Annotated in this window: 20 protein-coding genes and 1 pseudogene; 4 read left to right on the forward strand and 17 right to left on the reverse strand. The window is 73.1% G+C overall.

All coding sequences use genetic code 11. The features are described 5' to 3' along the window. The 17 genes from C0R66_RS02455 to C0R66_RS02535 all read right to left on the reverse strand — a co-directional run bounded on the left by C0R66_RS02455 (position 1) and on the right by C0R66_RS02535 (position 19,794). On the reverse strand, positions 1-1,050 hold the full coding sequence (locus tag C0R66_RS02455) for a queuosine salvage family protein (RefSeq protein WP_101523361.1): 1,050 nt from the start codon (positions 1,048-1,050) through the stop codon (positions 1-3). Between the two features lie 3 nt (positions 1,051-1,053). Next, positions 1,054-2,307, reverse strand: coding sequence for an ABC transporter permease (locus C0R66_RS02460; protein WP_101523362.1), 1,254 nt, complete (start codon positions 2,305-2,307; stop codon positions 1,054-1,056). Continuing rightward, on the reverse strand, positions 2,304-3,509 hold the full coding sequence (locus C0R66_RS02465; protein WP_101523363.1) for an ABC transporter permease: 1,206 nt from the start codon (positions 3,507-3,509) through the stop codon (positions 2,304-2,306). Before C0R66_RS02465 ends, C0R66_RS02460 begins: the two co-directional genes overlap by 4 nt. Then, positions 3,506-5,026, reverse strand: a complete 1,521-nt coding sequence (locus C0R66_RS02470) for an ABC transporter ATP-binding protein (protein WP_101523364.1) — start codon at positions 5,024-5,026, stop codon at positions 3,506-3,508. Before C0R66_RS02470 ends, C0R66_RS02465 begins: the two co-directional genes overlap by 4 nt. A gap of 1 nt (position 5,027) precedes the next feature. Continuing rightward, positions 5,028-6,080, reverse strand: coding sequence for a BMP family lipoprotein (locus tag C0R66_RS02475; protein WP_240311788.1), 1,053 nt, complete (start codon positions 6,078-6,080; stop codon positions 5,028-5,030). A gap of 245 nt (positions 6,081-6,325) precedes the next feature. Further along, positions 6,326-6,841, reverse strand: a complete 516-nt coding sequence (locus C0R66_RS02480) for a flavin reductase family protein (protein WP_101523366.1) — start codon at positions 6,839-6,841, stop codon at positions 6,326-6,328. Continuing rightward, the gene (locus C0R66_RS02485; RefSeq protein ID WP_101523367.1) at positions 6,838-8,376 is read right to left on the reverse strand and encodes an amidohydrolase family protein; all 1,539 of its coding nucleotides are present in this window, start codon (positions 8,374-8,376) and stop codon (positions 6,838-6,840) included. The genes C0R66_RS02480 and C0R66_RS02485 overlap by 4 nt, the downstream gene beginning before the upstream one ends. Next, positions 8,373-9,290, reverse strand: coding sequence for a polysaccharide deacetylase family protein (locus C0R66_RS02490; protein ID WP_101523368.1), 918 nt, complete (start codon positions 9,288-9,290; stop codon positions 8,373-8,375). The genes C0R66_RS02485 and C0R66_RS02490 overlap by 4 nt, the downstream gene beginning before the upstream one ends. Next, complete coding sequence (locus C0R66_RS02495) at positions 9,287-10,696, reverse strand: NAD(P)-binding domain-containing protein (protein ID WP_101523369.1); 1,410 nt, start codon at positions 10,694-10,696, stop codon at positions 9,287-9,289. The genes C0R66_RS02490 and C0R66_RS02495 overlap by 4 nt, the downstream gene beginning before the upstream one ends. Then, a complete protein-coding gene (locus C0R66_RS02500) occupies positions 10,693-11,994 on the reverse strand; it encodes an amidase family protein (protein WP_101523370.1) in 1,302 nt (433 codons plus the stop codon). The genes C0R66_RS02495 and C0R66_RS02500 overlap by 4 nt, the downstream gene beginning before the upstream one ends. After that, complete coding sequence (locus tag C0R66_RS02505) at positions 11,991-12,899, reverse strand: polysaccharide deacetylase family protein (RefSeq protein ID WP_101523371.1); 909 nt, start codon at positions 12,897-12,899, stop codon at positions 11,991-11,993. Before C0R66_RS02505 ends, C0R66_RS02500 begins: the two co-directional genes overlap by 4 nt. Further along, positions 12,896-14,098 carry an amidase family protein gene (locus C0R66_RS02510; RefSeq protein ID WP_101523372.1) on the reverse strand — a complete coding sequence of 401 codons (1,203 nt, stop codon included), beginning with the start codon at positions 14,096-14,098 and terminating at the stop codon, positions 12,896-12,898. Before C0R66_RS02510 ends, C0R66_RS02505 begins: the two co-directional genes overlap by 4 nt. Beyond that, positions 14,095-15,561, reverse strand: a complete 1,467-nt coding sequence (locus C0R66_RS02515) for a 4-hydroxyphenylacetate 3-hydroxylase family protein (RefSeq protein WP_101523373.1) — start codon at positions 15,559-15,561, stop codon at positions 14,095-14,097. Before C0R66_RS02515 ends, C0R66_RS02510 begins: the two co-directional genes overlap by 4 nt. A gap of 18 nt (positions 15,562-15,579) precedes the next feature. Beyond that, entirely contained in the window at positions 15,580-16,548 is a 969-nt protein-coding gene (locus tag C0R66_RS02520; protein ID WP_101523374.1) for a substrate-binding domain-containing protein, read from the reverse strand. Continuing rightward, entirely contained in the window at positions 16,545-17,480 is a 936-nt protein-coding gene (locus C0R66_RS02525) for a GntR family transcriptional regulator (protein ID WP_101523375.1), read from the reverse strand. The genes C0R66_RS02520 and C0R66_RS02525 overlap by 4 nt, the downstream gene beginning before the upstream one ends. Next, positions 17,477-18,895, reverse strand: coding sequence for an amidohydrolase family protein (locus tag C0R66_RS02530; RefSeq protein ID WP_241901544.1), 1,419 nt, complete (start codon positions 18,893-18,895; stop codon positions 17,477-17,479). The genes C0R66_RS02525 and C0R66_RS02530 overlap by 4 nt, the downstream gene beginning before the upstream one ends. Beyond that, positions 18,892-19,794 carry a carbon-nitrogen hydrolase family protein gene (locus C0R66_RS02535; RefSeq protein ID WP_101523376.1) on the reverse strand — a complete coding sequence of 301 codons (903 nt, stop codon included), beginning with the start codon at positions 19,792-19,794 and terminating at the stop codon, positions 18,892-18,894. Before C0R66_RS02535 ends, C0R66_RS02530 begins: the two co-directional genes overlap by 4 nt. 303 nt (positions 19,795-20,097) lie before the next feature. On the opposite strand from C0R66_RS02535, the pseudogene C0R66_RS02540 reads away from it, so the two are divergent. From C0R66_RS02540 to C0R66_RS02555, 4 genes and pseudogenes are all read left to right on the forward strand, one after another. Next, positions 20,098-21,181 (forward strand): annotated as a pseudogene (locus C0R66_RS02540) (AbrB family transcriptional regulator). Positions 21,182-21,211: 30 nt separating this feature from the next. Continuing rightward, positions 21,212-21,568 carry a sterol carrier family protein gene (locus C0R66_RS02545; RefSeq protein WP_101523377.1) on the forward strand — a complete coding sequence of 119 codons (357 nt, stop codon included), beginning with the start codon at positions 21,212-21,214 and terminating at the stop codon, positions 21,566-21,568. 4 nt (positions 21,569-21,572) lie between these two features. Next, positions 21,573-22,352, forward strand: coding sequence for a GNAT family N-acetyltransferase (locus tag C0R66_RS02550; RefSeq protein WP_101523378.1), 780 nt, complete (start codon positions 21,573-21,575; stop codon positions 22,350-22,352). Positions 22,353-22,372: 20 nt separating this feature from the next. Next, the gene (locus C0R66_RS02555) at positions 22,373-23,725 is read left to right on the forward strand and encodes a dipeptidase (RefSeq protein WP_101523379.1); all 1,353 of its coding nucleotides are present in this window, start codon (positions 22,373-22,375) and stop codon (positions 23,723-23,725) included. Positions 23,726-23,966: the final 241 nt, after the last annotated feature.

Raw genomic sequence — 23,966 nt, forward strand, 5'->3', positions numbered from 1 at the left:
TCAGTACCTCGTCGTGACGGTCAGGTGGTGCGGTCGGATGAGGTCGTGGAACCCCGACCAGAGACGGTAGTCGAGCTGCGGGTTCACCAGGGCATCGGTGCGTCTGACGTTCAACTCGTCGGTGAGGAGCCCGCAGGCGTAGATGCTCTGTACCCGGATCTCGTGCTCCCAGTCGGAACCGGCGGCCACGACCACTCCGTTGTCCACGGCCTCCGCGAGCGCTGGGGAGTAGCGCAGCACTCGCATCGCCCGCAGGGCCGCGGGAACGATGTAGTCGGCGAAGATAGCCAGGGAGTCCAGGTCCTCCAGCTGCACCAGACCGAGCCGCTGCAAGGTCCACACCGCAAGCTGGGCCAGCTTGTCGAAGCGCACCGTGAGCCCGTGGACGGTGCCGCTGTCGTCGAAATGGGGGAACTCCCGGACCAGGCGCTCAAGCAGCCCGTGACCGTCGGCGTACACCCGTGGGGGGCAATCGCGGACGAAGGCGCTGAAGCTGCCACCGTAGGACTCCACCAGCGTGCGGCCCAGGCCCCTGAGCACCTCGACACGCTCGGTCAGCAGCGGAATCGGCCGCGGGCCGTGGAGCACTGCGGCCAGCCTCTCCTCGGTGAGTTCGGCGAGCCACTCGCCCGAGAGCACGGGAACGCCCGCGGCATGGGCCTGCAGGAACCGGCGGAACATCGCGTCGGCATCCACGAGCTCGCGCCCCTCGTGCTCGATCGACCACGGGATCTTCGTCTCGAAGTCGGTGTAGGCGAAGTTGATCGCCACGGTGACCATCGTGAAGTCGATCTGCTCCTCGAGGGTCGCGAGCTCGGGACGCTCCGGGTCCGGCCCTTCCGCGTTCCCGTCCAGGGGCGCGAACAACTCGAAGCACATCCAGTCGGCGACCGCGCTGAGCTGGTCGCGGTCCACCTCGACGTCCTGGCACCGGGGACTCGCGAGGGCGGCGCTGCGGAGGACCGCCGCGTCCCATGCGGCGCTGCGTCGTAGGGGGCCGGTCGCCCCGGTCGGGCCTGGCGAGGGGTTCAGAGAGGTGGTGCTGGGCATCGACTACTCCTCGGATCTTCGATAGGTGGCACCTACGGCGGCGGGCGGCCGCAGGGTCTGGCGGGCCGCGACGAGCACGACCAGGGTGGTGAGGTATGGGGCGACCCCGAGCAGCTCACGGGGCACCTCCGGGCCGACCAGGAACCAGACGAGGACCGGGACGCCGAAGGCGACGTTCCAGGTGGCGGTGGTGAGACGGCCCTGGCGGTAGAGGAACAGTGCACGGCCGATCAGGGCCCCGGCGCCGAGCAGCAGCAGGGCGGTCACCGACCCCGCCTGGCGGGTGCTGAGAGCATCGGTGAAGCCGAACAGAAGGCTGCCGGTGAGCACTCCACCGGGGGTCCAGTTGCCGAAGACAACCGTGGCGAGACCGATGAAGCCGCGGCCTCCCACCTGGCCCTCGCGGTAGAGCGAGGACGCGGCGACCACCAGGTAGGCGCCCCCCAGGCCGGCGAGTCCACCGGAGATGGCCTGGGCGGCACAGCGGATGCGGTAGGGCGAGACTCCGAGGGAGTCCGCGGCGGACGGGTTCTCACCGCAGGCGGTGACCCGGAGCCCGAACCGGGTCCGCGACAGGATCCACCAGCTCGCGGGTACCAGTAGCAGGGCCAGGACGGTTCCGGCCGAGACCCCGGTCAGTAGGCCGGTGAGCAGGCGTGCGGCGTCCGCGACCACAGGGACGTCGCTCCGGGCGACCGGACCGAGGAGCAGCTCTGCACCCGGCAAGGAGACCAGTGGCAGCTGCTCGAGCGTGGGGCTCTGGCTGATGCTCCCTCCGGGCTGCCGGGCGAACGTGACCGAGGAGAGGAAACGGACCACGCCGATGGCGCCCATGTTGATGACGATCCCGGAGATCGCCTGGTCGACGCCCCAGCCCAGGGTGACGACCGCTTGTAGGAGGCCGCAGAGGGTGCCCCCAACCACCCCTGCGACGAGGGCAGCCCACGGTCCGTGCGAGAGACCCACCCAGGCGCCGGTCCAGCAGCCCATGATCATCATGCCGTCGAGGCCGATGTTGAGAGTCCCCGATCGTTCTGCCCAGAGGCCCCCCAGTCCCGCGAGCAGGATGGGGACGGCGAAGCGCAGCGTGGCTGCGGCGATCCCCGCGGAGGTGAGGTCAGGGGCGTCGGCAAAGGTGGCGACCGCGCTGAGTGCTGCGACGGCGAGGACCACCAGGACCCACCGCGGCCGACGAGGGCGGGGTTCCCCACCGTCGGGTGCGCGGCGGTCCGCCCGGAGGAGCGTCAGGAGGCTCATCTACTCGTCACCTGCTCCGGGTCGGACACCGCGACTGGCAGTTCGTCGGCGTCCGGTCGGGCGCTGCCTAGCGCGACGCTCGCGGCTCGGCGGCGCTCGCGGCGAGCCGAGACACGGTGCACGAGCTCGTAGGCCGTCACCACGGACAGGACGACGACGGCCTGCACGATAGAGACCACCTCCTTGGGGACACCGATGAGGTCCAGCGGCAGGGCGCAGCGCTCGAGGAAGGCCCACAGCAGCGCGCCGCCGGCAACCCCCACGGGGTGGTTACGCCCGATGATGGCGACCGAGAGCCCGACCCAGGCCAGGCCGGCGGGGAATGAGATCCCGTAGCGGTGAGTGGCACCCAGCAGCTCCGGGAGCCCCGCCAGGCCGGCGAGCATGCCCGAGGCAAGCATCGTCAGGATCACCATCCGGCGTGGGTCGCTGCCGCCCAGCAGCGCGGCCCGGGGACTGCTGCCGACCGCCCTCACCTCGAAGCCGAAGCGGGAGCGCTCGGTCACCAGCCAGAAGAGCACCCCGACGAGGACCGCGACGACCGTGAAGCCGTAGACGTCGCCCGCGCCGGGGACGGTGATCGAGGGGACCCAGCCGGAGTCGGAGATGAGTGCCGTCTGGACGTTGTTGCTGCCCTCCTGGTGCACGCCGAAGCGCGAGGGCGCCAAGAGATAGGCGATGATCCCCGTCGCGATCGCGTTGAGCATGATCGTGCTGATCACCTCGGAGACACCGCGCTCCGCCTTGAGGTAGGCGGCCACCATCGCGTAGGCCGCCGCCACTGCGGAGGCCACCACGATCATCAGCCCTACGTGAAGGAGGAACGGCAGCTCGACCGCTCCGCCGACGACTGCGGCGGCGAAGACGCCGAGTCGGTACTGGCCGTCGATGCCGATGTTGAACAGGAACATCCTGAACCCGATGGCGGCCGCCAACCCCGCGAGGTAGTAGGTGGTCGCCTTGTTGACGATCGCCACCCACCCCTGGGGTGTGACTGCGTAGGTGCCGACCACGTCGATGACCGCGATCGGCGAGGTCCCGTAGGCAGCCAGGATGAGGCCTAGCACGCCCACTGCGAGAGCCAAGGAGATCCCGACGGCCAGAGCATGCAGGGCGAGCGAGGCCAGGCGGGGTGGGGAGACGATGCGCAGCGCCGCCGCCTCCAGCGTCCCGCGAGGCGTGACGTGCGGGTCGGCGCTCATGCGGTCCCGGCCGTCATCGACTCGCCGATGGCGGCACGGCTCACGGTGTCGGCGTCATAGACGGCGGTGACCCGACCTCGGGCGAGCACGGCGATGCGGTCGGAGAGGCTGGTCAGCTCCTCAAGATCGGTGCTGATGAGAAGGATGCCGGTGCCTTTCGTCGCCGCCTCGATGAGCCGCGACCAGATCTGGCGCTGGGCCCCGATGTCGACTCCCCGGGTGGGCTGAGCGGCGATCAGCAGCCTCGGCCTGCCTGCGAGCTCGCGTCCGACGATGAACTTCTGCTGGTTGCCACCGGAGAGGGCCGAAGCCAGGATCTCGACCGAGGGGACACGTACGTCGGAGTCGACGACCACCTGTGCGGCGGCGGCGCGGACCCGGCTCACTCGGAGCCAGCGACCGCGAACGAGTCGGCGGTCGTGCAGGTGACCGAGAAGCTGAGACATCCACAGGGGGTGCCCCATCAGGATGCCCTCCCGCTGCCGGTCCTGGGGGATGCAGCCGATCCCGCTGCCCCGTCGCTGGGCGGTGGAGACACCGGCCAGGTCGCGTCCGTCCAGCAGGACCTGGCCGGTCTGCGGCGTGAGCACGCCGAGGACCGCCTCGACGAGCTCGTCCTGGCCGTTCCCCTCGACGCCGGCGACGCCGACGATCTCTCCTGCGCCGACCACGAGGTCCAGCCCGTTGAGTCTGCCGCCGGTCTCGCTCGCGCCACTGACACCACGTAGTTCGAGTACCGGCTCGCACGAGCCCGCGATGGGACGCCGTGGCAGCTCGATCGGCTCTGAGCCGACCATCAGCATGGCGAGCTCCTTGGTGTTGGTCTCACCCGACGCCACGTCGGCGACGACCCGACCGTGGCGCATGACGGTGATGTGGTCGCTGATCCCCACCACCTCGTCGAGGTGGTGGGAGATGAACAGCACAGTGAGACCGTCCCGGCACATGTCACGCAGCTTCGCCAGCAGTTCCGAGGACTCCTGCACGGTGAGCAGCGCGGTCGGCTCGTCGAGGATGAGGATGCGAGCCCCGCGATAGAGCACCTTGACCAGCTCGACCCGCTGACGGACGCCGACGCCCAGATCTCGCACCCGGGCGTGTGGGTCGAGCTCGAGGCCGTACCGCTCCGAGATCTCTGCGATCCGCGAGGCCGCGGACTCGCGGTCTATCGAACCGAACCGACTCCGTCGCATCGGCTCAGCACCCAGGATCACGTTGTCCAGGACGGTGAGGTTCTCCGCAAGCTTGAAGTGCTGGAAGACCATCCCGATACCGGCCGTGATGGCGTCGAGGGGCGAGGTGAAGGAGACCGCTTTGCCGTCGACGCGCATGGTGCCGTGGTCGGGGAGGGTGGCGCCGTAGAGGATCTTCATCAGGGTGGACTTACCGGCCCCGTTCTCACCGACGATCGCGTGGACGGAGCCAGGGGCGACGCGCAGGCTCACGTCAGCATTGGCGACCACCCCCGGGTAGGTCTTGGTGATGCGGTCCAGCTCCACCGAGGCCAGCAGGCTCACGTCACTGATCCACGGACCGTGGTACGGCGAGCTCGCCGGACTTGATCTTCTCCGCGAAGGCGTCGACGGCCTTGATCGTCTCCGGGCTCAGGAAGTCGCCCGAGGTCGCGTAGCCGACGCCCTCGCTGGACAGGTTGAGCTTGGTGGTTCCACTGGTGACGGTGCCGTCCTCCACGGAGGAGATGAACTGCTCGACGCCCACGTCGACCCGCTTGAGCATCGAGGTGATGATGACCTCGTTGAGCGGAGGTTCCGCGGTCTCGTACTGGTCGTTGTCGACACCGATGGCCTTGGCCCCGACCTTGGCGGCGGTCTCGAAGACACCTTGGCCCGAGCCGCCGGCTGCGGCGAAGATGATGTCGACCCCGCTGTCGTACATGCCAGCGGCGGCCTCTGCGCCACGCTGCGGGTCGTTGAATCCGTTGAAGTCCGGCGGCTGGGTCAGGTAGGCCGTGTCGAGCTCGACTCCGTTGTCGGCCGCCTCGACGCCAGCCGCGAAGCCGGCTTCGAACTCGTTGATCAAAGGTGTGTTGACACCCCCGATGAAGCCCACCTGTCCTGTCTCGCTCTGGAGAGCAGCTGCGACCCCGACGAGGAACGAACCCTCGTTCGCGGCGAAGGTGAGTGAGACGACGTTGTCCGCGGTGATCGTGTCGTCGTCCACGATCGCGAACCACGTCTCGGGGAACTGCTCCGCGACCTCCGCCACCGACGGGGCGTAGAGATACCCCACGGCCACGACCGGATTGGCCCCGCCTTCCGCCATCAGCTTCAGCCGCGCGGTGCGATCGGCGTCAGTGTCCTCGGCACGCGCTGACGACTCCATCACCTTCGCGTCCATCGACTCCGCCGCCTGTGTGGCACCGGCGTACGCCAGGTCGTTGAAGCCGCCGTCTCCCCGGCCGCCGAGGTCGTAGGCCACGCCGACGGTGCGGTCGCTGTCGCCGGTGGCCCCGGTGGCCCCGGTCCCTTCGCCGCAGGCGGCGAGAGTCGCGGGCAGGACGAGGGCCAGCAGCATCAGGCCCAGCCGGGGGTGGAGGTGCGGTCGTCTCATGGGGTGCCCTCTTCACGGGATCGGGGGACCGTCGATCGGCCCCGGTGAGCAGTAGAGCGACACCCCGGCGTGCCGCTCTGTCTGCTGTCTTTGACAAGAGTTAGACAGTTCCCCGCTTGCCGCAAGAGAGTCGAACGATTGACACGAGGGGTTTACCGGGGCGTCACAGCGGGCGGCTCACGGAGACAGGACCGGGAGGGCCGACGCCGCGGCCTCTGCCCCCTTCGACCGTGCAGCCCGCTGCCTCACCCCGGGAGATCCGTCAGGGTGCGGAACTTGCGGTCCTGATAGACCAACGGCGCGTGCAGGCGGCGTACCAGCCGGTCGACCTGGAGCACCAGCATCAGGTGGTCGCCCAGGACCGGGCGCTGCACCACCCGGCCGAGCATGGTGGTCATCGCCTCGGTCACCACCGGTACGTCGGGGTGCTCGGGGTCGAGCGTGACGTGGGTGAACTTGTCGTCGGACTTGCCGGCGAAGATCCCGGCGACCTTGGCCTGGTCGTCGGCGAGCACGTTGATCGCCACCCGCTCGACCTGCGCGAAGACGCCGTAGGAGCGGGTGGTCTCGCCGACGAAGACCCCGACCAGCGGCGGCTCGGTGGAGATGTTGACGAAGCTGCTGGCCGTGAAGCCCACGGGCCGGCCCTCCCAGAAAGCGGTCACCAGCGTCACGGGGGCGGGGATGCGGGCGATGGCGCGACGCAGCTCGCCCGGGTCGAGCGTGAGGTCGTCCTCGACGGCGACGTCGGTGGTGGTCATGGGCTGGGCCTCCGGTTCTCTCCAGGGGTCGGGCCAGGGGTCGGGTCGGCGAGCGGGGACGTGGCGGGCAGCAGCCGGGCGTCGCCACGGGGCCGCGCTCGCAGTGCCGCCAGCGCCGCCGCCGAGGCGGCCGCCTCGTCCACCCCTCGACGCCGGGCGGGCGCGTGGCGCTCGTGGAGCTCGGCGACCAGCTCGGAGAACCGGCTCTCGGCTGCCGCCACGTCGACCCGCACAGCCGCCCGGTCCGCGATCACCCGCCGGCCGGCCACGAAGACGTCGGTGACGTCGGCGGCGCGGGCGGCCGTCAGCAGCTGGTTGGGTACGTCGTTCGCGGGACGGAACGCCGAGGACCCCAGGTCGAGCAGCGCCAGGTCGGCGGCGTGGTCGGGCGCCAGGCGACCGGTCTCGGTCCAGCCGCACGCGGCGGCGCCGCCCTCGGTCGCGGCGCTCAGCGTCTCCTCGACGCTCAGCCACCCGCCGGGCGAGCGCGAGCCGACCCGGGAGAGCAGCGCCGCCAGCCGGGCCGCGTCGAGCTGGTCGTAGGCGTCGGAGGAGTTGGCACCGTCGGTGCCGACGGCCAGCCGGATCCCGGCGTCCAGCATCGCCCGGGTGTCGGCGACCCCGGAGCCCAGGCGCAGGTTCGAGCCCGGCACGGTGACCGCCACCGCCCCGGCCTCGGCCAGCAGCGCCAGGTCCGCGGCGTCCACCCAGATCGCGTGGGCCACGGTGAGGTGGTGGTCGAGCACGCCGAGGTCGCCGAGCTCGGCGGTGATCGAGCGGCCGAACCGGTCCTCGCCGCTGGCCGCCTGCGGCAGCGACTCCGCGAGGTGGGTGTGCAGCCGCAGCCCCTGCTCCCGGGCCAGCGCGTGCAGCCCGGTGATCAGCTCGGGGGTGCAGTGCGCCGCGATGGTGGGCGCCAGCGCCGGGCTGATCCCCGGCAGCGCCGGTGCGTACGTCGCCCAGTCCCGGCAGGCGGCCAGCACCAGGTCCGTCGACGGGCCGGCCGGCGGTGGCGGGCAGCATCCGCCGATCGCCGGGACCGCCGCGTGCACGGAGCGGTCGGCGACCATCGGCGCGATCACCGCCCGCATCCCGGCGCCGTGGTAGCCGCCGGCCACCGCGGAGAGGCGCTCGAAGTCGGGCAGCCCGGCCTGGGCGACCAGGTCGAACGCCCCGGTGCAGCCCGAGCGGAGCAGCTCGACGGCGGTCAGCGTGGCCGAGAGCTCGGCCAGCTCCAGGCCGCGTTCCCCGTCCAGCCCGGCGGCGAGCCAGGGGCCGTGCAGCAGCGAGGTCTCCAGCGTCCAGTCGCGGTTCACCCCGCGGGCGTGCCGGGCGTGGGAGTGGGTGTGGCCGTTGACCAGCCCGGGGATCACCAACGCGCCGGTGGCGTCGTGCCGCTCGGCGTCGACCTCGGCGAACGAGCCCGGCGCCGAGACCGACGCGATGCGTCCGTCGACGACCAGCAGGTCCAGGGGTTCGGGTCGCCACCGGGGACCGGTCAGCACCAGCCCGCCGGAGATCACCAGCCGCCTCATGAGGCTGTCCCGGTGCGGGTCGGCGCGGGGTGGGTCGCGGCCCAGTGCTCGGCGATCGCGGAGCGGGTCGTCACCCAGACGTCGGGGTGCGTAGCGACGTGGTCCAGGAACCGGGCCAGCCCCGCGGCCCGGGCCGGGTGGCCGGTGAGTCGGGGATGGACCGAGACGACCATCATCGCCCCGCCCTCGGCGTACAGCACGTCGAAGGCGTCGCGCAGGTAGGTGAAGGCGTCGTCGCTGGTGGCCCACCACCCCTTGGCGTACTTGTTGTCGTTGTTGGAGAAGGTGTGCGGGACCACCAGGTGGTCGCGACCCGACACCTGGGTCCAGTAGGGCAGCTCGTCGTCGTAGGCGTCGGAGTCGTAGCTGAACCCGCCGTGCTCCAGCAGCAGGCGCCGGGTCTGCAGCGAGGGCCCGTAGCGGCAGTACCAGCCGGTCGGCGCTGCCCCCCAGGTCGTGCGGAACGACGCGGTGGCCGCCGCCAGCTCGGCGCGCTCGGCGTCCTCGGTGAGCAGGTAGTGCTTGGTGAAGCGGTGCCCGTGGCCGAGCAGGTCCCAGCCGGCCTCCCGGGCCGCGGCGGCGATCTGCGGGTTGCGCTCCAGCGCCACCGCGCACGCCGAGGCCGTCGCCGGGAGGCCGCGCTCGGTGAGCAGCCGCAGCACGCGCCAGAACCCGACGCGGCTGCCGTAGGCCATCATCGACTCCGCGGCCAGGTCCCGCCCCGGTACGTCGGCCCCCGCGGCGCCGGCGTCGGTCAGCGGCGACTCGCTGCGGCTCGCCCCGTCGGGCACCGAGTCCTCCGCGCCCTCCTCGATGTTGACCGCGATGTTGAGCGCCAGCCGGGCGCCGCCGGGCCACCGCGGGTCGGGCCGGTCCCGGCCGTAGCCGACCAGGTCCCGGCCGAGGACCGTCACGGCCGCCCCAGGTCGACGAGCTCGGGGACGTCGAAGGCCTGGTAGGCGTCGAAGAACTGCGCCCGGTCCTCGAGGAACAGCGACCGCGACAGCGCCTCGGCGAGTCGGCGGCCCCCGGCGCCGAGCCCGGAGTTCATGTTGCCGTTGAGCCCCATCGAGAGCCGGGCCCCGTAGGTGAAGTCGTGCACCCGGGACAGCCACGGTGCGGTGCCCGGCCGGGCCTCGGTGAAGCCGAAGTCGCCGTCCAGGTAGGGGTAGCCGAGCAGGGCGGGGTCCTCCCAGTCCGCGGGCGGGGTGAACCGGTCCGACCACCGGGCCGCGTGCGGCGCCAGCGCGGACAGCTCGGGCCGGGAGGCGAGGTCGACGGTGGGGCCGATGCCGCTGATCAGCGCGTCGAAGCGGAACTGGCCGGCGCCTGAGTCCACGACGATGTCCGCGTCTGGTCCGGGGCCGTCCAGCCGCACGCCCTTCCAGTCGGCGCCGGTGTGCCAGGCGAAGGTGTCGTGGCTGGTGCAGCGGTACCAGGTCTGCTGCGGCGGCGGCTGGTTGATCCGCTGGAACTGCACGGTGAACTTCCACTTGTCCTCGTCGGGGAGGTCGGGGAAGTGGGCGCCGAAGGCGTAGAACTCCATCCACCGGAACGGGTTGACCCGCGGCACCTCGTGCCGGCGGTAGAACAGGTCCACCGAGGCGGCCCCGTGCTCCAGCGCGGAGGCGGCGTAGTCGAACGCCGACGCGCCGCCGCCGAGCACCCCGACCCGCTGGCCGGCGAACCGGGAGAAGTCGGTCCGGGCACCGGTGTGGATGTAGCGCTCGGACGGGAGGTGGTCGCTGATCAGCCGGGGCACGCCCCACTGGCCGTTGCCGGCCAGGCCGGTGGCCAGCACCACCCGCCGGGCGTACGTCGTACCGCCGGTGTGCCGGACCTCCAGGACGCCGTCGCCGGCCGGCTCGATCGCGTGCACTTCGACGCCGTTGCGCACGTCCGGCGCGGTCACCGCGCGGAACCAGCCCAGGTAGTCCTGCCAGTGCTCCTTGGGGATGTGGGTCAGCGCCTCCCAGGCCGCGTCGCCGTGCGCCGCGCGGTACCAGGCCTCCGGGGTCAGCGCCGGCAGCCCCTGGTCCGGACCGGTCAGCGTCTTGGGAGTGCGCAGCGTGTGCATCGCCGCGTACGTCGTCCAGGGACCTTCGCTGCCCGCGGGCGCGGCCTCGAGGATGCGGGTGTTGGTGATCGCGCGGCGCTTGAGGGCGAACGCCAGCGTGAGCCCGGCCTGCCCGCCGCCCACGATCAGCACGTCCACCACCGGCTCCCCCTGGTGGCGGCGCGCGCGGACCCACTCCGGGCGCGGGTAGGCCGTCAGCTCCAGCTGGCGGGCGACCTGGGTCTCGAGCTCGGGCAGGTTCATCGTGACTCCTGGAGGTGCTGACGGGCGGATCGGGTGGGGGACTGGGCGGTGAGCGTGTCGTGCAGGAGCCGGGCTGCGGCGAGCAGCTCCTCGTCGCGGCCGGCGAAGCCGAGCAGCTGGACGCCCTGCGGCAGGTCCTCCACGCTCAGCCACGGCGCGGAGAGGGCGGGCACCCCGAGCAGGGACGAGGTGGCCGGCATCCGGCGGCAGCCGGTGCTGGCCAGCCCCGGCGGCGCCGGGGCGGTCGTCGCCGGGGCGATCATCAGGTCGACGTGCTCGGCCAGGTCGGCGTACTGGCGCTGCAGCCGGGAGCGGACCGCGAGGGCCTGGGCCAGACCGGAGGCGCCGATCCCGGCCGCGTGCGAGACCATCTCGCCGAGCCGCGGGTCGCGCTCCCCGGCAGCGACGTAGCCAGCCAGGGTGGGGGCGCTCTCGGCGGCGAAGATGTCGAAGCAGCTCCGCCCCGACCCCCGGACCGCCTGGTCGAAGGCGCGCAGCGGGTCCTGGTCCACCAGGTCGATCCCGGCCACCCCGTCCAGGCTGCGCACCAGCCGGTCCACCCCGGCGACGGTCGCCGGGTGGGTGAGGCCGCCGTCGTCGAGGTGCAGCCGCCCGATCCGCAGCCCCTGGGGCGCCCCGGTCGGTCGCCAGTCGGCCAGCACCGGCAGCACCCGCTCGAGGTCCCCGAGCGACGCGGCGATCACCCCGAGGTCGTCGAGGGTGTCGGCGAGCAGGTGCATCCCGCCGCGGGGCAGGCGCAGGTGGGTGGGCTTGAAGCCCCACACCCCGCAGTACGACGCCGGGCGCAGGGTGGAGGCCTGGCTCTGGCTGGCCAGCGCCACCGGCACGATCCCGGCGCCCACGGCGGCGGCGGAGCCCGCCGAGCTGCCGCCGGGGGTGTGCGAGCGGCGCTGCGGGTTGGCGGTCACCGTGGTGGTGCCGCAGGCGAACGGGGTGCTGGTGGTGATGCCCAGCACCCGGGCCCCGGCAGCCCTCAGCCGGGCCACCGCCTCGGCGTCGCCGGTCGGCACCCGGTCGGCGAACAGCGAGGACCCGAGACCGACCGGCATCCCGGCGACGTCGATGATCTCCTTGACCGCGATCGGCATCCCGGCCAGCGGCCCGGCTCCGGGGTGGATGGCGGCCTCCAGCACCGGCGGCTCGACGTGGGTGAAGGCGCGCAGCCAGGGCTCGCGCTCGGCGAGCAGCCGCGACGCCTCGGTGAGGTGGTCGCGGGCGTTGCCGGTCCACGGCCGCGGGACCGGAGGCGCGGGTGGCCGGGAGCCGCGGAAGATCACGACGCGGCTCCGTGGGCCGGCGCCGGGACCTGGGCGGCGTACCAGTCGTGGATCTCCCCGGAGGTGACCGCCCGCACGTCGCCCTCGGCCGCGGCGGCGCAGATCGCGGCGACGATCTGCTCCACCTCGCCGATCCGGTGCGCGGTGCCCATGATGTGGGGGTGCAGCCCGACCGGCATCACCAGCGGGTTGTCGCTCGCCTCGCGGCGGTGCCGGACCAGGGTGCGCAGGGTGCGGTCGGCCAGAGCGCCGTCGGCCTGGAGACCCACCTGGTAGGTGGTGACGTCGTTGAGGGTCAGCGTGTAGGGCAGTCCCAGGACCGGTCCGGCGGCGCTGGCCAGCCAGAGGGGCCGGTCGTCGATCATCCAGTCGTGGTTGAAGACCAGCCCGGCCCGCGCCAGGTGCGCGAGCGAGTCGTCGCTCTGGTTCATCCCCGGGCTCAGCCACCCCCGGGGCGCGCCGAACCGGTCGGCGATCCGGGACACGGCCTCGGCGACCACGGCCGCCTCGTCGTCGTAGGACTGGATGCTCTGCTGCCGCACCCCGTGCGCGACCACCTCCCACCCCAGGTCGGCGACCAGGTCGGCGACCTGCGGGTAGTGGTCGATCACGTCGGCGTTGAGCGCCACGGTGACCGCCCGGCCCAGCGGCGCCAGGGCCTCGGCGAGCCGGGGGAGCCCGGCCCGCAGCCCGTAGAGCACCCACGAGTGGTTGGCCACGTCCGGGACCACCGTCAGGCCGTGCGGTGCCGGCAGCGCGGCCCGGGGCATCGGCCGGTCCAGCGTCCAGTGCTCGAGGTTGAGCACCACGTTGACCAGCACCGACGCGCCGGCGAGCGGGATGAGCCGCGGACCATCGCCGGAGAGCGCGAACGGCGCCGGCGCCCGGCGCTCGGCCGGGCTCATGACGGCACCGCCGCCGCCAGGTCGAGCAGCAGCTCGTCGTCCCCGGGCAGCCCCAGCAACGAGACGCCCACGGGGGCCGAGGTGCCGGTCCCGTAGTCGGTCACCCGGCCCGCGGGCAGCGTCAGCTGCGGGGCGCCGGCCAACGAGGCGGGCACCACCAGCGGCAGGTTGCGGTCCCGGTAGTCCATCAGCGACGCGTGGCTGCTGGTGCGCAGCGGCGCCGCCGCGATCGTGGTGGGCAGCACCGCCACCTCCTCCAGGAGCAGGGACTCCAGGCGCTGGACCAGCCGGGCGCGGCCGGACTCCGCGGCCCGCACCTCGGCGTCGGTGACCGTCCCGGCCACCCGGATCCGGTCTGCGATGCCCTCGCCGAGCGTGGGGTCGGCCTCGCGCAGCCAGGCGCCGTTGGTGTGCCACAGCTGCCGGCTCATCAGGGGCCAGAAGACCGAGAGCAGCTCCGGGGCGCGCATCCCCTCGGGCAGCGGGTCGTCCAGCAGCGGCAGCCCCACCAGCTGCAGCCCGGTCGCCTCGGCCAGCCGGACCGCGGTGCGCATGGTGGCGGTCGCCACCTCCGGGGCAGCCAGGTCGAGCAGGTCGGTGAGCAGCACCAGCCGCCGTACGCCGCGGGGCGCACGGGGGGCGGCGGCGAGCGCGCCGAAGGCCGCACCCACGGTGGCCACCTCGCGTGCCAGCAGCCCGACGGTGTCGAAGCGCGGGGCCATCGGACGCAGTCCGGCGGTGTCGATGCGGCCGTGGGTGGGACGCAGGCCGACGAGTCCGCAGAAGGCGCCCGGCACCCGGATCGAGCCGCCGGTGTCGGTGCCGAGACCGAGGTCGGCCAGCCCGGCCGCCACCGCGCTCGCCGACCCGCTCGAGGAGCCGCCCGGCACCCGGTCCGGTGCGGCCGGGTTGGGCGGGGTGCCGTAGTGGGTGTTGGCGCCGAACATGCCCATGGCCAGCTCGTCGGTGGCGGTCTTGCCCACCACCGTGGCGCCGGCCCGGAGCAGCCGGGCGACGGCCCCGGCGTGGCTGCTCGCCGGGACGCCGGCGGCCAGCGTGGGGTTGCCGGCGGCGGTCACCCGCCCGGCAACGTCGAAGAGGTCCTTGACCGCGACGGTGACCCCGTCCAGCGGGCCGGCACCCGTGGGGCCCACCACCAGCTCGCCGTCGGGGGCCAGCATCCTCGGGGGCAGGCTCATCGCTGGGTCGCGTCGTAGGAGCCGAGGAACTCCTCCACCAGCGCCTCCGCCTCCGCGAACGGGTAGTGCCGGTGGGCGTACATCTTCACCACCGGGGCGGCGCCGGAGTAGAACCGCTCGTACTGCACGTGCCGGCCCGCGAACTCCGAGCCGACCAGGTCCCAGGCCAGCTTGAACAGCTTGACGCGCTCCACCATCGGCAGGTGGTCCGAGCCCATCAGCAGGTCCATCGAGGCGATCGACTCGGGGTCGTCGAGGTCCAGCACCGAGCTGGGCACCTGGATCACCCCGCCGCCCACCAGCTCACCGAGCATCCGCACCGCCCGGGGGTAGACCTCGGTCTGCATGCCGAGCGCGGCGTAGAGGTACTTCCCGGCCGGCCGGATGACGCCCTGGTCGTCGGCGGTGGCGAACGCGTGCGCGGACTCGGTCAGCGACTCCGAGACCGTCTGGATGGTCGCCAGGTCGGCGAGCTGCATCTTGATGGCCAGGTCAGAGTCGCGGCCGTTGGCCCGGGCGACCTTGGCGGCCACCCCGGTCAGGAAGCGGAGCTTGGCGGTGAGCCGGATGATCGACTGCAGGTTGCCGATCTGGTGGGCGGCGGTGCCGAAGAACTGGCGGTTGACCACCTCGACGCTGCCGGCGGCGAACACCCGGTCCCAGGGCACCAGCACCCGGTCGAAGGCGACCATGGCGTCGGACTCGTCGAGCCGGTTGCTCAGCGGGTAGTCGAACCGCGACCCGCTGGTGGCGTAGGGCCGGCGACAGATCAGGCGCAGGCCCGGGGCATTGACCGGCACCACGAAGGAGAGCGCCTTCTCCGGCTCGGTCGGCGCCAGCGGGCGGACGCTGGTCACGAAGATCTCGTCGGCCACCGCGGCGCCGGTGCCGAGCATCTGCGCGCCCGAGACCACGATCCCCTCGGACGTCTTCTCCACCAGGTGCACCGGGGTGACCCGGCTGGTCGGGTCGTTGGGGTTGGCCTGCGGCGGGACGATCGAGTTGGTGATCCACAGCCCGCCCGCGGCGGCGTAGTCGTGGAAGGCGACCACCGTCGCGCCGAGCTGGTGCTCGTCGGTGTCGAAGACGCCCGGGTTGCCGGCGAAGCCGGCCAGCAGGCCGGAGACGTGGTCGGGGCCGCGGCCGATGAAGCCGTGCGACATCCGGTTCCACTCCTCCAGCGCGACCTTGCGCAGGTCGTGCTGGGCGCGGGTGCGCGGGACGGTGAACAGCGCCAGCCGCCCGGTCTCCGGGTCGACCAGGGGTGACCCGGGCGCGCCTGCGGCGTCGTACATCGCGGCCATGGTCTCCGCGACGCCGCGGAAGGCGGGGTGGCCGGCGACGTCGGTGACCTGCTCGCCGTCGACTCGCACGTCGCGGCCATCCGAGAGGGCGGCGAGGTAGTCGGCGCCGGTGCGCAACCGGGTGCCGGTGAGGTCCGGGGTAGGGGAGGTGATGGTCATCTGCGGCTCCTCAGCTCGTCAGCACGCGGTGGTCGCCGGGACCCCGGAAGAGGTCCTCGGGGTGAAGGGGGTGGTGATCAGCCCGTCGGCCAGGCAGTAGTCGATGGCGCGGGCGAGCATCGGGGAGTTGGCGCGGAGCCCGCTGGCCCAGAAGTCCGCACCCAGCAGCCGCTCGGCGTCCATCAGGTCGTCGAGCTGCCAGGGCAGCAGGGTGTCGAGCGCGGCCGCGTCGGCCAGGTCGGACCGGGCCAGATCGATGGACTGCGTGAACGCCTGGTGCAACGCCCACGGCAGCTCGGGGTGCTGCTCGGCCAGGGCTCGCTTGACGACCAGCACGTGCATGGCCGGGAAGATCCCGGTGCTGCGGTAGTAGTCGCGCTCCGCCTGGCGTGCGTCGGGGAGCAGCCGGCGTACGCCGCCGTCGGGCCAGGTGGAGGGCGCGCGGGCGGTCATCAGCGCGTCGATCTCGCCGGCTGCCAGGAGCTCGGCCAGCCCGGCGTCGGTGCGGTGCTCGAAGCGGAAGCCGGGCGGGTAGAACTGCGGGTGCTCGTCGCCGCTGCGCGGACCCTCCAGCCCGCCGATGACGTACGTCGGCGCGTGCCGGTCCAGCCCGAAGTGGTCGTGCAGGATGCCGCGCAGCCACACGCCCGCGGCCATGTCGAAGACCGAGATGCCGATCCGTCGGCCGGCCAGGTCCGCAGGCGTCTGCACGTCGCTCTTCTCGCTGGCGAAGAGCGAGGAGAGCCGGAAGTGCCGGGAGGGGAAGACCGGGATGGCGAGGTAGGGCCGGTCGGGCCGTTCCAGGCTGCGCAGGTAGGTGGCCAGCGGGAACTCGGCGACGTCGAAGGTGTGCTGGGCGAGCTGGTGGTTGAACAGCTTCTGGACGCCCATCAGGGTGATGTCGGCCTCGACGCCGGGGATGGCGACGCGTCCGGCGGCCAGGGGCCGGGTGCGGGCGGTGTCGGAGAGTCCGAGGGTGAGCCTCATGGGCGTGCCTTCTTCCGGTCGATGGTGCCGTCGATGCGGCCCTGCAGCTCGGCGGCGAAGCGGGCGTCGAGCTCCCACTCGATGGAGATCAGCTGGGCGATGCCCTGCTCGACCTCGGCGGGGATCCCGGCGGCGTTGTTGACCACCACCACCGGCTCGCCGACCAGCAGGGCCGGATCCTCGACGTCGGTGGCGAGACCGTCGATCTGGCCGGGGAAGTACTGCCCGACCAGCGACTTCATCCAGTCCACGCCGCGGGGGTGCGGGGCCACCACGACCAGCCGGTCCAGGTCCCGCAGGGCGATCAGCCGGCGGAGCGCCGAGGGCGCGGCCACCAGGTTGAGGTCGAGCACCCGGTCGAGGTCGCGGATCGCCCCGGCGACGTCGTTGAGGTGGAAGATCGGGACCGCGACGGCGTCGAACTCCTCGTCGAGCACCCGGTCGCCGATCTCGCAGAGCAGCACCGGCTGCACCTCGACGTCGCTGGCCTGCTGCACCGCCGCGGTGACCTTGCGCAGGTCCCGCTCGTTGCACTCCACCACCGCGATCCGCGGCATCGCGTCGACGCGGTCCAGGCTGCGCTCCACCAGCTGGCGCAGCTCGGCGGCGGACACCCCGAGGCGGCGGGCACGCTGCAGCAGCTCCTCCAGGTGCCCGGTGACCACCTGCGCGGCGTCGACCGGGGCCTCGGTCTGCTCCAGCACGAAGGTGCCGCGGCGCGGCACCGTGCGCACCCGGCCGCCGGCGGCGAGCCGGCCGATCGCGCGGTCCACGGTGGAGGAGTTGGAGCCGAGCTCCTCGGCCAGCGCCCGGCACGACGGCAGCTTGGAGCCGGCCGGGTAGGCGCCGGCCAGCACCCGGTCGAGCAGCACCCGGTGCAGGTCGTCCACGGTCGGGGCCAGCTCGAAGCCGGTGACCAGCGGGGCGCTCACGAGACTCCTGCCTCGGCGCGCGCGGAGACGTGGGGGTCCGTCCCCGGGCGCGGCTGCTCGGCCAGTGCGGAGAGGTGGCCCAACCCGGCGCGGGCCACTAGCTCGGCCGTCACCGGTCGGGACTCCCGCGCCACCTCCAGCGGGTCCACGTTCACCACCTCGAAGTCGGCGACGCTGAGCCGGCCGTCGACCCAGACCTCCTTGACCTCCCGGGACCCGGCGACGAACACCACCGCCTGGTAGGGGTCGTGCACCGAGGCCAGGGTGGGGCCGGTGCCGTCGAGGACCACCACGTCGGCGAGCTTGCCCACCTCCAGGGAGCCGATCCGGTCCTCCATCCGCAGCGCGCGGGCGCCGCCGATGGTGGCGATCTCGAACGCCTCCCGGGCGGTCATGGCGGTGGCCTGCTGGTCGCGGACCCGGGCCAGCATCGCCCCGGTCTTGATGGCCTGGAGGAAGTCCTGGGCGTCGTTGGAGGCGGCTCCGTCGACGCCGAAGCCGACGTCGATGCCGAGCTGGCGCATCTCGGCCACCGGGGCGATCCCGCTCGCCAGGATCCCGTTGGCCAGCGGGTTGTGGGCCACGCCGACCCGGTGCTCGGCCATCAGGGCGCGGTCGTCGCGGTCCACCCAGACGCAGTGCGCGGCCAGGGTCGGTGCGGCGAAGAGTCCTTCGTGGGCACAGTGCTCGACGGTGGTGCGGCCGTGGGCGGTCCGCATCGCGGTGACCTCCTCGCGCACCTCCTGCAGGTGGACGTGGACGCCGTGACCACCGTCGATGGCGTAGCCGATGCTGCGGGCGAACATCTCCTCGCTCTGCCCCGGCACGGCGCCGATGCCCACTCGGAAGGTGGCGAGCCGGCTGGCGGCCGCGGCCTCCCGCAGGGCCTCGTGCTCGGCGAACTGGGCCGCGATGTCGCGCCCGCCGCGGTCGCCGGCCCCGAAGGAGACGACGCCGCGCAGCCCGAGCTGGTCCAGGGCGTGCACCACCGCGGGGGTGACCGGGCCCTCGGGACGCGGGTCGGTGACGAACATGTCGTTGGCGGTGGTGATGCCGCTGCGCAGCATCTGGATCCCCGCGACCAGGGTGCCGAGCCGGGCGACCCGGGCGTCGGTGTGCGGCTTGACCTGCTCGATCAGCGCGTGCAGCCACTCGAAGAGGGTGAAGTGGCTGGCGATCCCGGTGAGCAGCCCCTCGGAGAAGTGGCCGTGGGTGTTGACGAAGCCCGGCAGCACCAGGTCGTGGGCGGAGCCCCGCACGTCGGCGTCGGGGTGGGCGGCTCGCAGGTCGGTCCAGCGGCCGACCGCCACGATCTCGTTGCCGCGGATCGCGACCGCGCCGTCGCGCACCGGCTCGGGCGCCATCACCCAGGCGCCGCGCAGCAGGGTGACGCGCTCCCCGGGGGCGGCGCTCACGCGGGCCCGCCGTTGGCGTAGTCGTAGGCGTCGGCCTGGGGGGCGGCCAGCTCGGCGTACAGCTCGGGGCGACGGGCCCGCAGCAGCCCGGGGATGGAGTCGAAGGTCTTGGGCTCGACCATCGAGTCGTCGTTGTCGCGGAGCCAGCGCAGCCGCGCCAGGTCCAGGTCGGCGCAGACCAGCTCGCGGCGGCCGGCGTGCACCAGGGGGTGCTCGGGACCGGTGATCATCGCCGCGCCCTGCTCCTCGCCCCAGAGGTTGTTGGTGAGCGCGACGTAGCAGACGTTCTCGATCGCCCGAGCCTGGTTGATCACCTGCCAGTTGCGGGTCAGGCTGGTGAAGCCGCCGCCGGCGGGGGAGAGGATCACCTCGGCGCCGCGCAGCGCCACGATCCGGGCGACCTCGGGGGTCCACATCTCCGAGCAGACCACGATGCCCAGGCGCAGCCCGTCGACCTCGAAGAGGCCGAACACCTCGCCCGGCGAGGTGATGAAGCCGTCCTCGGTCGCCGGGATGGTGGCGGGGTGGGTGCGCTCGTAGCGCAGCACCGTCTCCCCGGTCCGGCCCACGACGTAGACCACGAGCCGGAAGAGCCCGTCCGGGCACTCCTCGGTGCGGCTCCACACCACGTTCAGCCCGCCGTCCTTCGCGGCCTGGGCCATCGCGGGACCGGCGTCGTAGAAGGCGTCACCGGCGCGGACCGGGCCGGGGCTGAACTCCGGGAAGAGCACTAGGTCGGCGTCCTCGGCGGCGGCCTGCGCGACCAGCCCGACCGCGTGGTCGACGTTCGGGCTGCCGTCCTCGCCGGCGATCCGCCGGGGCTGGGCGATCGCCAGGCGGTACGTCGTACGGGCCGGTGCGTCGTCCGGCCGGACGGCGGCGGTGGGAGTCGTGGTCATGCGTCGGACACGTCCTCGAGGGTCTCGGTGCCAGCCCTGGGGGGCCGGTCGGGAGGCCGAGACTAGGCAGCGAATCGGCTCGGACAGCCGGGGTTCACAGGCTGTTTACAAGGCCCCGACGAGACTTCTCGCGCCTGTTACAAACGTCGGGACAGGGGGACAGAAATCAGCAAAACCGCAGGTCAGAGGGCATTTTGCGGTCCGGGACACAGGGTCTACGTTGTGCGCCATGACCCGTGTCGCCCTCCTCGTGGCCCTGCCTGCCGTGACTGCTGCCGTGACCCCTGCTGTGATGCTCCCGTGATGGCCGTCGTACGGCGCTGGAGCCTGCTGGCGGTGGCGGTCGCCGCGGCCTGCGCGGCGTTCTGGCTGGTGCGCCTGCCGACCCCGTTCCTCTTCGGCGGGCTGGTCGGAGCGCTGGTCTACGCCCTGGCCCGGCCGGCGCGGCCGCTGGCGCTGCCGGGGCGCTGGTTCACCGGCGGGCAGGCCGTGGTGGGCGCGGTGGTGGGCGCGGCGGTGGACTGGCGGAGCCTGGTGGCCCTGGGGCCGAGCTGGGTGCTGGTGGTCGCGGTCTCCTGCTTCTCCCTGGCCGTGAGCGTCCTCGCCGGCCAGCTGCTCGTGCGGCACCGGGTGAGCCGGGCCACCGCGACCTTCTCCTCCATCGCCGGCGGCGCCGCGGGCCTCACCGCGCTGGCCGAGGAGCTCGGTGCCGACGCCCGGGTGGTCGCCGTCCTGCAGTACCTGCGCCTGCTGGTGGTGCTGGTGACGATGCCCGTGGTGGTGTTCCTCGTCTTCGGTGGCGAGGACTCCGGCGCCACCACGGCCCTGGAGGCGGTCACCGGCCACACCCTGCTGCGCGACTTCTCCTACGCCGCCGCGGCGATCGGCCTGGGGCTGCTCGCCGGCACCTGGCTGCGGCTGCCCTCGGGGCGATCCTGGGTCCGCTGCTGGTCGCGGCGCTGCTCGCGCTCGTGCCTTGGTGGTCCGGTGCCGAGGTGCCGCCGGTCGTGGTGGCGGTGGGCTACCTGTGCATCGGGATCCAGGTCGGCCTCAAGTTCACCGTGGCCAGCCTGCGCGCCATCGGGGCGATGGTGCCCACCGCCCTGCTGACCATCGCGCTGACCCTCCTCGCCTGCGCGGGCCTCGCCGCGGTGCTGACCCTGGCCACCGACCAGACCCCGCTGGAGGCCTACCTGGCCACCACGCCCGGGGGATCTACGCGGTGATGGGGACCGCCGCCGCGACCGGCAGCGACGTCACCTTCGTGGCCGCCGCGCAGGTGCTGCGACTGCTGATCGTGCTGGCCAGCGCGCCCTTCGTCGCGGCCTACCTGAAGCGCTTCTCCGACGCCTCCGACGACGACGACGACCAGCGACTGGCCGGCTGAGCGCCGCGACCGGCGACTACTGTGACGGCCATGAGTGCCCGCCTGCGTCGCGCCGACCCCGCCGCCGTCGCCGAGGCGCTGTCGCACCCCGACCGGTCGGCTCCCGAGCTCAAGCTCCTCACCAAGCACTTCCTCGCCGTGCTCTCGGAGCAGGCGCCTGGGGCCTCGGTGGAGGTCCGCGTCCCGCCGTACGCCGCCGCGCAGGTGATCCCCGGGGTGCGCCACACCCGGGGCACCCCGCCCGCGGTGGTGGAGATGGACGGCGCGACCTGGGTGGCGCTGGCCACCGGCGAGCTCAGCTGGAGCGAGGCCGAGTCCCGCGGCGTGGTCCGTGCCAGCGGGCAGCGGGCCGACCTCAGCCCCTACCTGCCGCTGCGTCAGGATTGAGGGCATGACCCCCGTGACCTCGCTCGCCCTGCGCACCGACCTGAGCCTGCTGACCCGGTCCGGGAGCACCGTCGAGGACTACGGCACCCACCTCGTGGTGCGGACCCCGGACAACCCGACGTACTACTGGGGCAACTTCCTGGCGCTCCGGGCGCTCCCCTTCCCCGGTGGTGCGCGCGAGGTGATGGCCGCCTGCGACGCGGAGTTCCCCACCTCGCGGCACCGGGCCATCACCTTCGACCTCACCGGCTCGGTCGACGCGGGCGAGTTCGTGGCGGCCGGGATGACCGCCTCGGACACCGTGGCCATGACCGCGACCGCGCTGGTGCCGCCGCCCCGGCCCAACGCCGACGCCGAGCTGCGCCCGTTCGCCTCCGACGACGACTGGGAGCAGCGGGTCGCCCTGGCCCTGGCGGTCCACGAGGGCAGCGCCTCGCACGAGGCCTTCACCCGCGGCCGGGTCACCGCCGAGCGGGCCCTGGAGGCCCAGGGGCTCGGCCAGCGCTGGGGCGCGTTCCTCGACGGCCGGCTGGTGTCCACGGCGGCGCTGTTCACCCTCGAGGACGGCCTCGCCCGCTACCAGTCGGTGGAGACCCGTCCCGACGTACGCCGCCAGGGGCTCGCGGGCACGCTGGTGCACCGGCTCGGCGAGCACGGGCTGGCCCAGCCCGGGGTCAGCGGGCTGGTGATCGTGGCCGACGCGGACCAGGACTCCGCCCGCCTCTACGCCGGGCTGGGGTTCGCCGAGAGCGAGCGGGTCACCGAGCTGCTCCAGGTGCTGTGAGCGTCGTCTAAAGTCGGAGCATGAGTGCTGAGCTGCGTGCCAAGGTGGCCGAGGTCCTGCCCGGGATCCGCCGCGACCTCGAGGACCTCGTCCGCATCCAGTCCGTGAGCGCCGACCCCGCCCGGGCCTCCGAGGTGGAGCGCAGCGCCGAAGCCGTCAAGGCCCTGTTCGCCGACGCCGGCTGCTTCGCGCGCATCACCCGCGTCGCCGGCGGCCCCCCTGCCGTGCTGGCCCACAAGGCCGGCCCCACGGGTGCCCCGACGGTGCTCCTGTACGCCCACCACGACGTGCAGCCCGAGAACGACCACGCCGACTGGGACTCCCCGCCGTGGGAGCCGACCGAGCGCGACGGCCGGCTCTACGGCCGCGGCGCCGCCGACGACAAGGCCGGCATCGTGGCCCACCTGGCCGCGTTGCGGATCTTCGGCGACGACCTGCCCGTCAACGTCGTCATCTTCATCGAGGGCGAGGAGGAGGTCGGCTCGGAGACCCTGGTGCCGCTGCTGCACCAGCACGCCGACGAGCTCGCCGCCGACGTCATCGTGATCGCCGACTCCGGCAACTGGGACATCGGCGTCCCCGCCCTGACCACCAGCCTGCGGGGCCTGGTCCGGGCCGACATCGAGGTGCGCACCCTGACCCACGCCGTGCACTCCGGCATGTGGGGTGGGCTGGCGCCCGACTCGCTCATCGCCCTGTCCCGGGTGATCGCGAGCCTGCACGATGACGCCGGCGACGTCGCGGTCGCCGGACTGCACTCCGGTCCCGCTGCCGACGTGGACTACCCCGAGGAGCGGCTCCGTGCCGAGTCCGGCGCGGTGCCCGGCATCGAGTGGCTCGGCACCGGCTCCGCCGTCGAGCGGCTGTGGACCAAGCCCGCTCTGAGCATCACCGGCCTGGACGCCCCCGCCGTGGAGGGCGCCAGCAACACCCTGGTCCCCGCCGCCCGCGCCCGGATCAGCATGCGGATCGCCCCGGGCGACACCACCGCCAACGCCGTCGAGTGCCTGCGCCGCCACGTCGAGCAGCACGTCCCGTGGGGCGCCGAGCTGACCTTCACGGTCGTCGACACCGGGGAGGCCACCCAGATCGACGCCACCGGACCGGCGTACGACGCGGCCCGCGAGGCGTTCACCGAGGCCTGGGACGGCACCGCCCCGGTCGACATGGGCGTCGGCGGCTCGATCCCCTTCATCGCCGAGTTCCTCAACACCTTCCCCGAGGCCAGCGTGCTGGTCACCGGGGTCGAGGACCCCGACACCCGCGCCCACGGCGCCAACGAGGGCCTGCACCTGGCGGAGTTCGAGCGGGTGGTGCTGGCGGAGGCGCTGATGCTCGCCCGCCTCGCGGGGGCTGCTGGTTCACCCGCCTGAGCGGGGATCCCTGCGCTTAGGGGGCATGCATGCCCCTCGAACCCGAGGGAAGCCCCTCGAACCTTGGTCGGTGGTGCTGGTTCACCCGCCTGAGCGGGGATCCCTGCGCTTAGGGGGGCATGCATGCCCCTCGAACCCGAGGGAAGCCCCTCGAACCTTGGTCGGTGGTGCTGGTTCACCCGCCTGAGCGGGGATCCCTGCGCTTAGGGGGGCGTGCATGCCCCTCGAACCCGAGGGAAGC

Origin of the sequence: Nocardioides houyundeii, from assembly GCF_002865585.1 — a bacterium.
GTDB classification, from domain to species: Bacteria; Actinomycetota; Actinomycetes; order Propionibacteriales; family Nocardioidaceae; genus Nocardioides; species Nocardioides houyundeii.